The organism is Paenibacillus shenyangensis (assembly GCF_000346635.1).
In the GTDB taxonomy this organism is placed as follows: Bacteria; Bacillota; Bacilli; order Paenibacillales; family Paenibacillaceae; genus Saccharibacillus; species Saccharibacillus dauci.
This window is the reverse complement of the sequence record NZ_AOIG01000021.1, coordinates 21,507-35,225: the sequence shown is the minus strand read 5'-3', so window position 1 is coordinate 35,225 and position 13,719 is coordinate 21,507. Positions and strand designations below refer to the sequence as shown.

At 47.8% G+C, this 13,719-nt stretch carries 13 protein-coding genes; 6 read left to right on the top strand and 7 right to left on the bottom strand.

The annotated features are described in order from the left end of the window. Positions 1–64: 64 nt before the first annotated feature. The 3 genes from H065_RS0116750 to H065_RS0116740 all read right to left on the bottom strand — a co-directional run bounded on the left by H065_RS0116750 (position 65) and on the right by H065_RS0116740 (position 2,410). The gene (locus tag H065_RS0116750) at positions 65–886 is read right to left on the bottom strand and encodes an MIP/aquaporin family protein (RefSeq protein WP_017814232.1); all 822 of its coding nucleotides are present in this window, start codon (positions 884–886) and stop codon (positions 65–67) included. A 245-nt stretch (positions 887–1,131) separates the two neighbouring features. Beyond that, positions 1,132–1,686, bottom strand: a complete 555-nt coding sequence (locus H065_RS0116745) for a glycerol-3-phosphate responsive antiterminator (RefSeq protein WP_036630213.1) — start codon at positions 1,684–1,686, stop codon at positions 1,132–1,134. 118 nt (positions 1,687–1,804) lie between these two features. Beyond that, the gene (locus H065_RS0116740) at positions 1,805–2,410 is read right to left on the bottom strand and encodes a DJ-1/PfpI family protein (protein ID WP_017814230.1); all 606 of its coding nucleotides are present in this window, start codon (positions 2,408–2,410) and stop codon (positions 1,805–1,807) included. Positions 2,411–2,634: 224 nt separating this feature from the next. Between H065_RS0116740 and H065_RS0116735 the strand changes: the two genes are divergently transcribed. Next, complete coding sequence (locus H065_RS0116735) at positions 2,635–3,606, top strand: bile acid:sodium symporter family protein (RefSeq protein ID WP_017814229.1); 972 nt, start codon at positions 2,635–2,637, stop codon at positions 3,604–3,606. Positions 3,607–3,728: 122 nt separating this feature from the next. Here H065_RS0116735 and H065_RS26160 read toward each other — a convergent pair whose 3' ends face one another. Further along, entirely contained in the window at positions 3,729–4,193 is a 465-nt protein-coding gene (locus H065_RS26160) for an RrF2 family transcriptional regulator (RefSeq protein ID WP_017814228.1), read from the bottom strand. A 252-nt stretch (positions 4,194–4,445) separates the two neighbouring features. On the opposite strand from H065_RS26160, the gene H065_RS0116725 reads away from it, so the two are divergent. The 3 genes from H065_RS0116725 (at position 4,446) to H065_RS0116715 (ending at position 8,024) form a co-directional block, all read left to right on the top strand. Next, complete coding sequence (locus tag H065_RS0116725) at positions 4,446–5,102, top strand: MarR family winged helix-turn-helix transcriptional regulator (protein WP_017814227.1); 657 nt, start codon at positions 4,446–4,448, stop codon at positions 5,100–5,102. Positions 5,103–5,314: 212 nt separating this feature from the next. Beyond that, positions 5,315–6,718 carry an HlyD family secretion protein gene (locus H065_RS0116720; protein ID WP_017814226.1) on the top strand — a complete coding sequence of 468 codons (1,404 nt, stop codon included), beginning with the start codon at positions 5,315–5,317 and terminating at the stop codon, positions 6,716–6,718. Next, on the top strand, positions 6,702–8,024 hold the full coding sequence (locus H065_RS0116715; protein WP_017814225.1) for an ABC transporter permease: 1,323 nt from the start codon (positions 6,702–6,704) through the stop codon (positions 8,022–8,024). The genes H065_RS0116720 and H065_RS0116715 overlap by 17 nt, the downstream gene beginning before the upstream one ends. A gap of 223 nt (positions 8,025–8,247) precedes the next feature. On the opposite strand, the gene H065_RS0116710 is transcribed toward H065_RS0116715, so the two are convergent. Both H065_RS0116710 and H065_RS26155 read right to left on the bottom strand, forming a co-directional pair. Next, positions 8,248–9,174: a manganese-dependent inorganic pyrophosphatase gene (locus H065_RS0116710; protein WP_017814224.1), complete on the bottom strand. Its 927-nt coding sequence runs from the start codon at positions 9,172–9,174 to the stop codon at positions 8,248–8,250. 134 nt (positions 9,175–9,308) lie between these two features. Beyond that, the gene (locus H065_RS26155) at positions 9,309–10,247 is read right to left on the bottom strand and encodes a LysR family transcriptional regulator (protein WP_017814223.1); all 939 of its coding nucleotides are present in this window, start codon (positions 10,245–10,247) and stop codon (positions 9,309–9,311) included. A gap of 276 nt (positions 10,248–10,523) precedes the next feature. Between H065_RS26155 and H065_RS0116700 the strand changes: the two genes are divergently transcribed. Continuing rightward, positions 10,524–10,982, top strand: a complete 459-nt coding sequence (locus tag H065_RS0116700) for a rhodanese-like domain-containing protein (RefSeq protein ID WP_017814222.1) — start codon at positions 10,524–10,526, stop codon at positions 10,980–10,982. A gap of 222 nt (positions 10,983–11,204) precedes the next feature. Here H065_RS0116700 and H065_RS0116695 read toward each other — a convergent pair whose 3' ends face one another. After that, a complete protein-coding gene (locus tag H065_RS0116695; RefSeq protein ID WP_017814221.1) occupies positions 11,205–12,572 on the bottom strand; it encodes an MFS transporter in 1,368 nt (455 codons plus the stop codon). 518 nt (positions 12,573–13,090) lie between these two features. Between H065_RS0116695 and H065_RS0116680 the strand changes: the two genes are divergently transcribed. Next, entirely contained in the window at positions 13,091–13,594 is a 504-nt protein-coding gene (locus H065_RS0116680) for a DUF4334 domain-containing protein (RefSeq protein WP_017814218.1), read from the top strand. Positions 13,595–13,719: the final 125 nt, after the last annotated feature.

The window sequence follows — 13,719 nt, the reverse complement described above, 5'->3', positions numbered from 1 at the left end:
TATCGAATTTGCAATATCATAATTTGTTGTATTGGGTATGAAAAAGTGGAATCCGAAGGGCAGCTTAGGCAGCTGCCTGTCCGGAAGTGGAACGCTGAATCCGGCGTCCAGCCAGATGAGCGAAGAACAGACAGACAGCGGTTACTGCCAGCAGTACCCACAGCAGCGGTGTGCTCTGTCCCAGGAATACGGTTTTGTAAAATAATCCGCCCAATGATCCGCCCAGCAGCGGACCTGCAACCGGTACCCAGGCATATTTCCAGTCCGAAGGACCTTTACCGGGGATCGGCAGCAGGAAGTGCATCAGACGCGGACCAAAGTCACGTGCAGGGTTGATTGCATATCCGGTTGTACCACCAAGAGACAGACCGATACTCACAACCAGCAGACCAACGATCAGCGGATGAAGACCCTGTGTGAATTCGTTGGCACCCATAGATAACAATACCATGACAAAGATAAATGTACCGATAATTTCACTCAGCATATTGCCCACCGGATGCTTGATCGCCGGTGAAGTCGAGAACACGCCCAGCTTGGTGCCCGGGTCCGGTGTTGCTTTCCAGTGCGGCAGATATTGGAAGTACACTAGCAGTGCACCTGCCATGGCGCCGATAATCTGGGCCAGAATATAAGAAGGAACCTGACTCCAAGGGAAATCGCCATTAAATGCCAGTGCCAGTGTAACTGCCGGGTTCAGGTGAGCGCCGCTCACGCTGCCTACAGCGTATACGGCCATGGCAACGGCGAGTCCCCATCCTGCTCCGATGACCATCCAGCCTGAATTTTCGGCAAACGTTTTACGAAGTGATACGCCTGCACAGACACCGCCACCCAGAGCAATCAGAATCATCGTTCCTACCAGTTCAGCTATAAACGGTGACATCATATAACCTCCATTCGATTTGGGAAAATGTTTTTGTCTGGTTACATTACGTATGTGTTTTATAGTAATAAACGTGAGCAGACGCAAAAGAGCCATCGCAAATCTCCCTCATGATGTATCAAGGGCTTTTGCGTGGCTCTCCGGTTCTCCGTCACATGTATTAACTTGTGTTCATCATATCGTAACATGTAAGCGGTGTCAACATCATTTTTTCATTTGTTCTTCATACAAATCTGTGATCTTCATCATCGCTGATACTGGCTAAATAGATACGAATTAGAGGTAGTCACTGCTGTTGCTCCGGCAGCCAGCGCATTCTCCACATCTTCTACCGTACGGATAAGACCACCAGCGAATACAGGGATGCCTGCACGTTCGACGACCTCGCGAATCATATGAGGAACGACACCAGGCAGCACTTCTATATAGTCCGGCTGCGTTTTCTCCAGCAGGGCATAACTTTTCTCCAGCGCGATCGTATCCAGCATGAAGATACGCTGAATCGCCAGCACGCCTTTTTGTTTGGCTTTCATAATCACATTGCCGCGGGTCGAAATAATGCCAAACGGCTTGATTTCCTGGCAAAGATATTCTGCTGCGTACTCGTCATTTTTGAGTCCATGCACCAGATCTGCATGCAAAAACATCTTTTTGTTGTGGCTGCCTGCCATTCTATAGATACTTTTCAACTGGGCAATATGGGTATCGAGAAACACCCCATATTGATAAGAGCTGTCCAGTAGCTGTTCGAACTGCTTCATATTTTTGGCAGCCGGTAAAATAGCCTGTCCTTCGTACATCGTGTAATCACTCATTTCCTGAATTTCATCCTGCTGACAGCGGGTCAATAATCTGCATAAGACATCCACAGCAGCACCAACCCGCTGACTATTACTATTATGGAGGAAGATTGCCTATTTATTCATTCCAGTCATATTCCATCCGCTTGGCTGTTCGCTGGGCAGTCTCCATCCCCATGTACCGTCTGACAAGATGCAGGGATAAATGAATGCCAGCCGAGATTCCACCAGAAGTCAGAATCTGGCCTTGATCTACATATTTGATACCGGAACGGGTCTGAACCTGTGGATAATCACGTTCCAGACGCTCCAGATCCATCCAGTGAGTCGTCGCAGAGAGTCCATTTAACAGACCGGCTTCAGCCAGCAACAGAGCACCTGTGCAGATCGAAGCAACGACTCGCTGCTGCTCGGCATGACTGCGAATCCACTCCATTACCTGCGGCTTGTGAATCTCGATTTCTTCTGCCCCATATCCGCCGGGCACAATCAGCAGATCGATTGGCGGAAGGGTAGCAAAGCTGCATTCAGGCTGCACCAGCATGCCATTACGGGCGGAAATCATCTGTCCGTCCTCTGATACGGTATATACGCGAAAAGCCTTGCTCTGGTCATTGCGCACCGAAATTGAGAATACTTCGAATGGGCCGGCAAAGTCCAGCACTTCCACTTCATTGAACATAAATATGCCTACATTGTATACAGGTACGTTGATATCCGTCATTAATATCCCCATTTCTGCTTCGGAATACAGAGACAGATTCTATCTTGTCTGTATCATGCATTCTTTCTGCATCTATTTGTGCATCGTGAACAAATAAAATAATAAAAAACCTTTATTTTTCTGGGATGCGGGACAATAGCTATGTAAGGTTTTTTATAGTAAAATTTTGGACACTGTTATTTAAACAGCATACTACATAGAGACATAACAGAGGAGAATGAGCCATGAATGGAGTTGCAAGAATCAGCAAGTTTATCGGTAATACATTTTCCGTGTGGGTCATTTTATTTGCCCTGCTCGGCTTTTTCCTGCCCACCTTATTTATTGGGCTTAAAGGACAAATTTCTCTACTGCTCGGTATTGTCATGTTCGGAATGGGACTGACGTTATCTTCGGCAGATTTTCGTGAAGTATTCCGCCGGCCGCTGGATGTGGCACTTGGCGTTGTCGGCCATTATGTAATTATGCCGCTGCTTGCCTACGGACTGGCAGTAGCACTGCATCTGCCGCCGGATATTGCCGTGGGAGTTATTCTGGTAGGATGCTGCCCAAGTGGTACAGCTTCGAATGTGATGACTTTTCTGGCTCGTGGCGATGTAGCACTGGGGGTATCGATCGCCTCGGTCTCCACGCTGATTGCACCGCTTGCTACACCGGCGATGATCTCGCTGCTGGCGGGACAATGGATGAATGTCAGTGCAGGCAGTCTGATCCTCGACATCCTCAAGGTCGTAATCGTACCTATCGTGCTTGGCGTTATCGTCAAGGCGCTGTTCCGCAGACAGGCGGAAGCGGCTACTGTAGCGCTTCCTGCCGTATCGACACTGGCGATTGTTCTTATCGTAGCGATTGTAGTGGGATTAAACAAGCCCCACATTGTAGAATCCGGATTATTAATTTTTGCGGTTGTTATTCTGCACAATGGACTTGGTTACCTGCTTGGCTATTTGTTTGCCCGCTTGATCCGAATGAATCCGGCTCAGCGCAAAGCGATTGTATTCGAGACCGGTATGCAGAACTCCGGGCTCGGTGCCAGTCTGGCTGCTGCTCATTTCAATCCGCTGGCTGCTGTACCGAGTGCTATCTTCAGTGTATGGCATAATATTTCCGGCTCCCTGCTCGCGACCTGGTTTGCCCGCCGGACAGCCAAAGAAGAGCAGGATGCGACTTCTGTTCACTCTGCCAAACACGGATAAGCTATCCTCTACCGTTCAATAATCCATAACAGACAACAAGCCCGGTAAGCGATGTATCGATCATCGCCCACCGGGCTTGCTGCTGTTCCAATACGGTCTGCTGCTTTTCCCCTGATTACGTTTTAATTATTCAGTAGTTCGGCAATATTGGATATTTTCTTCTGATTGGCTTCGTGGAGCAGATCGGACAGGGTATACTTTTTGAGATATTCGATCGCCTGTCGCTCTGCGTCCATCATGACATTTTTGAGGATGCTTCCAATCTCGGTACTGCTTGTTTCCATACATTCTGCAGGCGATTCCTGCTGCACTTCCTCATTGCGGATCGCCTGATAAATGTCTGCCAGTGTCAATGTATCTGCCGATATTTTCAAAGAATAGCCACCGTCTCTGCCTTCACGTGTATCTACGATTCCGTGGCTTGCCAGTGTAGCCAGAATTCTGCGCAGAAAAGTCGCATGTGACTGAACCTGTGCAGCAATGACTGAACTCGATACCGTTCCCCCATTACAAGCCAGCCCTGCCAAGGCCTGAACTGCCGTATTGAAGCGGGCCGGTCCAATCGATCTGGTTCTAGATGTAGTCATAACCTTCCCCCCTGTCTTAACTTAAAATTTTAGCTCAGTCATTAAGGCAAAGCAACGCGAATTCGTACATTCCTTTCTTTTTGTACTTAACTGGATGCCAAAAATTTAAATTGCAAAAATATAAAATCTGGCTTATCATAATCAGGCTAGTACGTGAAGACCGATAAACACGGATCAATGGATGTTTTTACAATTGTAGTTAGCTCGCTAACAAGTTTAACAAACCCACTTTATCAGAAAGGAGGAACAAAATTGGTCAAGGACAATTGGCGATCCTCCGAGACATCAGAAGCGCTTTCCCTGTATAATCATAGGACACGCGACGATGCCGCCATGGAGATTACTTATCTGTACATGGGGATGACTGCGAATCTTTTTGAAGAGGAAGAATTAGCTATGGATTTTGATATGCGTGATCTGCCTACCCGCGAGATGCTTCAAAAGTTCTCCGAGCGTATTCCCGAAATTGATGTTACTGCAACAGAGGCAATGCTGCTGTTCATGAGAACCTCCTCCAATATTTTCAAAGTCAGTACGCAACGATATGAGCAATTTGGTATTTCCAGCGGAAAGTTCGCGCTGTTGATTCTGTTGTATCGTTATCAGGATACCGGGCTACTGGCGACGGAACTTGCAGAACGGGCAGGTATTACCAAAGCTACAGTAACCGGACTTATCGAGCGGATGGAACGTGATGGACTAGTTACCCGCCAGGATCACCCAACCGATCGCCGAATGAGTATTATTCATCTGACCGATGAAGGCACAGCATTAATGAATGAATTGCTCCCTCTTCACTTCACAAGTACCTCTCATATGATGAGCCATTTATCCGAGGAGGAACGTGAAGTTCTGCTGAGTCTGATGCAGAAAATACAGAAGGGCATTTCGGAAACGGAACAGCTATAACCTCCATTCATCCGGGCATAACTATGCCCTTATCCGCCCAATAGTTAGTGGGCTTACTTTACAAATTAAAGCTATTCGGGATTTAAACTGTATCCATTTCGATTCTGTTCTGTTGATGGACAGGAAGAGAAATTTTAGGGCTGCATTTTTCCCGTGTTAAACAACAAAGATTGGCTATGTATTTATTCAAATGATCAAGGAGAGTTCTATTCATGAATCGCAATCAAATCGCAAGTCTCGTTATCCCCGTTATCTCTATCGCCTGTCTGCTGGGGGGCGGATTTCTGCTGCAGGCCAAGGGTCAGGATCAGGTTACTCTATCCCAGTCTTCCCGCAGTGCTACCTTGAGCTCGGATACGATTCATGTATCTTTTGAACAGGTAGGCGGCAAAGTGACCACCATTCCCTATCAGGAAGAAAAAGTCGTCAAAAAAGGCGATGTATTAATGAAACTGGATGGCACCGATGTGGATCTGCAGATCGAGCAGTTACAAAAGCAAATTCAGCAGTTTGACATCCAGATCCAGCAACAGGAGCAATCGATCCAATTGGGTTATGCCAAAGCCAATACTCAGGAAAAGCAGGCACAACTGGCGATTACACAGGCACAGGTAAATCAGAGTAAAAGTCAGGCCGCTCTGGAGACATCCAAGGCTTCCCAGCGTCAAGCTGCAGCGGCACGCCGTCAGGCTGAGTCTGCCCAGCGCCAAGCTGCAGCAGCTGAGAAACAAGTCAATGACGGTTCCCGCAAAGAAGATCTGCAGCAGCAGCAAATCGCTGTCCAATCTGCTACCAAAAGCTTGCAGACTGCCCAGACCAGCTATGAGCGCACCAAAAAGCTATATGACGCCGGTCTGAGCAGCAAGGCTGAAATGGACAGCGCCGACAATGCGCTGACACTAGCCAAAAACCAGCTTAGCCAGCAGAAGGAAGCACTGACCAAAATGAAAAACGGCGCTACTGCTGAAGAACGCCAACAGGCAAATGAACGTACCCGTCAGGCTTCCGAGCAGGCGAATCAGGCGACCGAACAGGTCGGTCAGGCTGCAGTAAGCATCACCCAGGCGCAAGATGAGATCGAAGCTTCCCGGATCGCAGCCGAGAATTCTGCGACCCAGCTCGATACGGTTGCTCAGACCCGGCAACAGCTGGCTGACCAGGAGTTATCCGTCAAACTGCTGAAGCAGCAAAAAGCCGCACAGCAAGTCGAACTCAAGACCCTTTTGCTCAAAAAATCCCGTCTGGTACTCAAAGCTCCGCAAAATGGTAAAATCACCGCAGTCAGTACCAAAGTCGGTGAAAATATCGCTCAGGGCACTCCTGTGATTACGCTCGAAACCAATGAAATGTACTTTGATCTCTATGTGAGCGAAGATCAGGCAAGCAAGTTCAAAGCCAATCAGCAGGTACCAGTTCATCTTCCTGCTACCAATCAGGACATACAGGGCAAGGTACGCTATGTTACTTCTGCACCGCAATTCGCCAACCTGCGTATGTCCCGTGAAAAAGGGGAAGCGGATATCGCCACCTTCCAGGTTCGCATCTATGTACCAAAAACCGGTGCACTGCTGCCGGGCATGACCGCTGAGGTGAATACTGATGAAATCACTTCTTGATGAATGGAACTACCTGATCAAATCCAAGTATCCGATTATCGCCATTATGTTCCCATTGGTCGCGGTACTCGCTTATACCCTGCTGCTGCCCAGCAGTCAGATTAACGAATCCCGCGTCGTAGTGGTCGATCAGGACAATACGGCTTACAGCAGGCAGCTGATTCAGAAAATCGATTCGTCCCAGTATATTCATGTGGCTCAGGTCGTATCCTATGCCGAGCACCCGGAGGAATACTTTTATCACGAGCAGTATCTGGCAGTGATCTCCTTGCCCAAGGGACTGGAGGATAATCACAACCGGGCAATATCGAATCGTCTGGGGCTGATTCTGGATAATACGAATAGCCAGTCGGTTACTTTTATCCGGACAGCGATGCAAGAGATTACCGCTACGGAAAATATGCAGCTATCTGTACCGGCTCTGGCACGAACCGGAATGAGCAGTACTCAGGCGCAAGGGACGCTAAGTAATCTGGCGGTTGAAGTCCGATCATTGTTCAATCCGACCAGCAATTATCAGAACACGACGATTCTGACATTTGTCTGCATGTTCTCGTTTATGATGTTGAATATTAACAGTCTGCCGATCGTCGCCCGGCTGCGTGTATCGCATCGTCTGGCAGGCGAGCTGCAGAATCCATTTAATCTGCTGTTCCGGATTATACCGTATCTGCTGTTTTCTACGGCCGGTCTGATTTTTGCGATGGGTGTATTGAAGCTGTTTGATGATACCCGCTTTGTCGGCAGTCCGTTTCTGTTTATGATTCCGGTCATGCTGTATGTATTTGGATCGGTATGTATCAATATTCTAGTCGCCTGGGGAGCAGCACATCCGGGGATTGCGGTCTCGCGCATGATCTTTATTTTCATGCCTGCTTTTGTGTTGTCCGGTGGTACGATGGCCAGAGCGCTGTTCCCTCCACTCGCGCTGCAGATCAGTGACTTTTTCCCATTTGTATGGATGTTCAAATTCCTGCGCAGCCTCGGTCTTCGCGGCGCACCATTCAGCGAGATGCTGCCAGAGCTTGGCTCCATGATGCTGTATACCGGTGTACTGGCTATGCTCGTCATTGCCCGTGGTCTTTGGGAAAAGCAAAAGCTGGCCAAACAGGCTGCAGTAGCACCGGCTGGCGGTTTCCCTGGTGGTCCGCCGCCGGGAGCAGGTCGGCCACCCGGATCCGGCGCACCTCCTTCGTCATCCGGATCTTCTGCAGCAGGCAGCATGCCGGGAACTTCCGGCTCGCCCGGTCCGCATGTACTGCCAGGCGGACCTCCTGCTCCGGCTCACGAACCTTCACGCAGCTGACAGGAGCCAGGATAAGTCATCATCTTCTAATATCCAGTTAACCATTCTATAAACACACAACAAAAAAGCTGTTCCACCGCGAAAGTCAAAGAACTATCCCGAATGTCTCAGAGGGAATTCTTTGGCTTGCGCTGGCGGAGCAGCTTTTTCATATATGATCGATAGCGTCACCTTATGTATTCAATAACAGGTGAAGCAACTGCCGATCCAGTTACCAAGTAGATTACAGGGCAAATGTATCGGTCAGAACCGGAACAACCTGGGATTTACGGGATACAACACCTTTGAGCAGTGCGGTATGGTTGTCCAGGGATACGTTGTATGCTTTTTCTACTACATCCGTGCGTTTACCCAGTGCCAGGCCTACAGAATCGTTGTTCAGAATGTCGGTTACGACAAACAGGAACAGATCCAGACCTTTTTTCTCGATAACGGCATTGATTGCTGTTTCCAGAGCAGCCTGCTGGGACAGTACGTCATTTACATCTACTGTATTTACCTGTGCGATTTCCACTTTGGCATCGCCCATCTGGAATTCTTTGGCATCCAGGGAGATCAGCTGTTCTACCGTTTTCCGGCTCAGATCCGCACCGGCTTTGAGCATATCCAGACCGTATTTCTCGGCATCCACACCAGCGATTTCAGCCAGTTCGCGCGCAGCAGCTACATCCTGTTCGGTGCAGGTAGGCGATTTGAACAGCAGGGAATCGGAGATGATCGCAGACAGCATCAGACCAGCGATTTCCTTGGTGATGGTTACGCCATTTTCCTTGTACAGTTTGTTAAGGATCGTAGCGGTGCAGCCTACAGGCTCAGCGCGATAGTACAGTGGAGCACTGGTCTCAAAGTTGGCGATACGGTGATGATCGATAACTTCGGTAACGGTAACCTGATCGATATCATCTGCACTTTGCTGGCGTTCGTTGTGATCGACGAGGATAACTTCCTTCACTTCGCTTACTTTCTCTACCAGACGAGGGGCAGCTACTTTGAAGTAGTCCAGTGCATACTGAGTCTCTCCATTTACTTCACCCAGACGTACAGCTTCCGCATCCACACCCAGTTCTTTTTTCAGTGCTGCATAGGCGATAGCGGATGTGATTGTATCCGTATCCGGATTTTTATGACCAAAAACCAATACTTGTGGCATAATGACACTCCTTTAGCGATATAGGGTTTGCGGGAAAAGTATATCTTATCTTGCCCGTTTTCTTCAATAGTATACCTTGTTTCCAAATTAAAATGAAGTTAATCCAGACTAAGTTTATAGGAATAAATGAATATTTATTGGCGTGCTGTATCCGTCTTTGTACTCACACTATGCATAATAGCTGGTGAAGCGGCATGTGAATACAGCTGTTCCAGCTGCATAAATGCCCGGGCACCTACCGACACTTGTCCGGAATACACAAGCTGCCCATACAATCGGCGTCCCTGCTCGATCCAGGGGATAGCTGCTATTCCCTGCAGCCGATCTGCTTCCCTTATTGTAAATGAAGGCAAAAATCCGATTCCCCACTGTTTGTGCACAGCTTGTTTGATCGCTTCAATACTGCTCAGTTCCCAGCGTACATCTGCAGATAATGATGCCTGCTGCATCGTCTCCAGTAGTCCGGCACGGTACGTGCATCCTTCTTCTGTAAGAATCAGCGGCTGCTCTGCCAGTGCCGTCGCCGAGAGAGATGCTGAACCAGCAAGTGGATGCTGCTGATGCATAACGATCATCATCGGTGCTTCGAACAGCAACATGCACTCGATGCCTGTATGGGTGAAAGGCTGATCAAGGATCAGTGCCAGATCCAGCTTGCCCTGTCTGACCTGCTCCATAAGCTCAGCTTCCTGCCCGAGAACAATTTTGACTTTGTAGGCAGGATAACGATGACGAAAAGCTTCAAGCAGCTCGGGCAGGTAATAAAGCGACAGTGATTCGATCGTACCAATTGTCAGCACCGGTACCTCCGGATGCTGATCAGTCACTGCTTCTCTGGCCTGCTGCTGCAGTTCCAGCATCTGCCGGGCATAGGGCAGCAACCGCTGACCCGCTTCTGTTGGCACCACCTGATTGCCGCTCCGCTGCAGCAAACGCTGACCGCCATAGAGCTGTTCAAGCCGCTGAATATGATTCGTAATGCTGGACTGGGCATAATCCAGTTCCAGGGCAGTTCGCGTATAATTCCCCCACTGAACAAGCGCACAAAAAGTTTTTAAATAAAGCAGCTCCATTTCCGTACCTTCTCCCCGATATTAGATATGCTTTAGCTTACGATAAATAAGCACTGTATTGCAGCAAATAATTACTTTCATAGAGAATAGAGCCTTAAATTAATTCTTTTCCAACTACGTTATCGATCATATCGATAGCTGCTATTCATAACTTCACCGTACCAGGCACTTCGTGATCCTGTACAATCCGTAGAGAAGACAGACAGAGCAGGAATATACCTGATCCTTTTATGGCTTCAGATCAATAATCTAGATAATATAAAGGAGATGACTAATATGAATACACGCTCACGCTTTTCATCCGTTACAGAAATACCGGCGGCTGCACCCGAAGAGGCGTATCGCCATTTTACTATGCGTCTCGCCTATGAGACCGATATAGCCGATGTTGCTGCGGATCTGGGTAAAGGTGTTACTTCTTTTATGATGCTGGATGTACGAGATGAACAGTCGTATGCAGAATGTCATATTCCTGGCGCTATCTCACTGCCCGGACGCCGGATTAATGCAGAGACGACCGCCTCATGGGATCGGGAAAAGACAATTATTACGTACTGCTGGGGTCCTGCCTGTAATGGAGCCACACGCGCAGCTGCTACGCTTGCCCGGCTAGGATTTGCGGTTAAGGAAATGCCCGGTGGCATGGAGTACTGGCGCAAAGAAGGCGGCACAGTAGAAGGTACGCTTGGCGAAGAAGCGCCATTATACTGGCAAATACCTGCAAAAGCAGAATAATCCTTTTTGGATTACAATCAGATCATAAATAAATCCCCGGCTGCCAACTATCCATGCACCGGGGATTCTTTATTATTTTATCCACAGTGGATAACTCTCAAAAAAGTAAATATGCCGTGGATAACGTGGATAAACTGTTAATATTTTCTGCTTTTGTCTGTATAAGCTGTTTCTTGGAATGATATTTCTGCACAATAATGATGATCTTCTATATTTTTCATCCTAGTTCCCTGTATGATTCGAACCGGCAACAACTGCTGTCGATGCTCGTTCGGGTTGATCTTTGAAATGACGAATGCTCACCATATGGAGAATGACCGCAATTACGATCATCATAACAGCACCAATCTGTACCGCTCCCGATATGGACCAGAGCTCAGCTGCCATTCCAACGAGGAACACACAGATGATCTGCTGTACAGCCATCGCCAGCCCATATATACTGCTGATCCGTCCCATCATATGTGTGGGTACATGATTCTGGTAGAACGTAGTGAATCCGGTATTGGCAAAGGCCAGACAGAAAGCCAGCAAAAAGAATCCCGCTCCCACCATCATAAATGAACCTGCAAAAGCATAAAGTACATAACCGATTCCTGTTCCTATCGCTCCGCCTCCAAGCAGCCAGGCTATGGACAGACGCTTGACGATCAGCATATTGACCAATGCACCTGCACCCAGACCGGCACCGGCGATACTGACAAGATAGCTGTATTCACTGTCAGAGACATGCAGTACCTGTTTGGTCAGCGCTACTTCCTGGGAATCCAGTCCGGCGGCCAGTACCAGAATCAGATAAAACAGCAGATAAATCAGCGTCGGTATCCGGTGCTGACTGCTGAACCCGGCCACTTCTTTCCAGTCCTGCTTCAATACCGTCCATGATAAACCGGAAGATACAGGTTGTCCATCTTCATGTTTGTTTGTGCTCAGCCGCAACCAGCCTCGTAACCCACGCCCATTGGCTCCAGCTTGACTTGATGACGTTTGATCAGCCTTATTGCTTTCCAGATCAGGCAGAATCATCGTAATCAACCCTGAAAACAAAAATCCGCATGCTGTCAAAATAATGGCAGATTGCGGGCTCATAATCAGGAACAGCAGCCCCGCTATCGCCGGCCCAATTAAAAAAGCTCCCGAACTGATCAGCCCCTGAATTGCATTGAATCGTTTGCGATGCTCTACCGGTATCAACCGTACAATATATCCCATTGATGAAGGACGAAAAACAGCACTGGCCATATAAATAAACCAGACCACTCCATAGATCATCCAGATCCTGTCTACAAAAGGAAGTACAAACAACAGCACCGACCGGGTCAGATCCAGCAGAATCATCAGATTACGCTTGTTCATACGGTCAATCAGACTACCTGCCCAGCTATTCATGCATAACGTGGCAAAAGGCTGAAGCATATACAATCCGGCAACAGCCAGCGCCGAACCCGACATATCCAGTACCGTCAGATTCAGAGCAATCAGGAAGATCCAGTCACCGGTATAAGCAATGCCGATACCCGTCAGCAGAATCGACGGATATTTCCAAAAAGAGAACTGTTCTTTCCAGTTCGATCGATTTATGTATTTCATTCCTAGTAACCCCTCTCGTGATCAGGGGCAGATTCATGGAGATATCCGGAATAATTTCTTCGGCTATATATGCCGGAAGTCCATGAAATGGATCATATTCTTCTAAGGTCTATTCTCAAGAAATGATCCGGAGCTCCTCTTTTCTGCCGCCTGATGAAGCTTGATTTAAATAACTCCCCTGGGTACTGAGTATATTTTCTCTGTCGTGCTTCGGATTGCTTGTGGATGCGGTTCATTGAGCTTTCTCCTTTCTGTTTTTGATTTTTTACATTTTATAACAATCAAGCAGGGTTTACAAATAAAAATCAGGGAATCACAGTCTTATTTCAGCCTTCTTCATGATCCATCTAGCATTTTTGCAGACTATGTATATCTTTTTATGGAACTGGCGATTAAAGACCTCCGAACCAGTATAAGTATTAAATAAGACCTATTATTCTATCTAATAGCTAGACGCATTCCTCTGCTATGGAACTATCGATACAGCCAGCAAGAATATCATTAAGGGAGGAAATCGTATGATCGAGACAATGGAACCACAATTCTGGAGTATGACCTATCAGGATCAGATTACCCGAGAAGAAGCACTGAACTTCTATGATGAACTGGATGCCGTAGAACTGGAAGAAATGATAGGAACCTGGCGCGGATTTGAACTGCGCACCGGTCATCCGATGGACGGAATACTGGAGAAAATGCATTGGTATGGCAAGGCATTTCACTCGGTGGACAATGTCGATCCTTTGCTTTTTTATAAAAAGAACGGCAGCATTTTCCCTGCCGATCCCGGTCGCCTGGTGGACAAAATGAAACTGGTACCCAGCGATGGCGGAGAAGCCCGACTGCGTATGGTGGAACACCGTGGACGAATTACTGCGACGATGATCTATGACCATTTACCGATTATGGACCATTTCCGCAAGGTCAGTGTAGATGTTGTTATGGGCATGATGGATATGAAGAATCATCCGCTGCCGTATTTCTTTTACCTCAAAAAACTGGGTGGGCCGACTATTCGCTAACGAATAAATGATGTTCCCCCAGCTCCGGCAGCTACTGCATATATCCCTGTATGGTCATTGTTGACCGTATGGGGATTTTTATTTGAGCACATACCATACTCGATCCAGGTTTGTTGTGCTATATC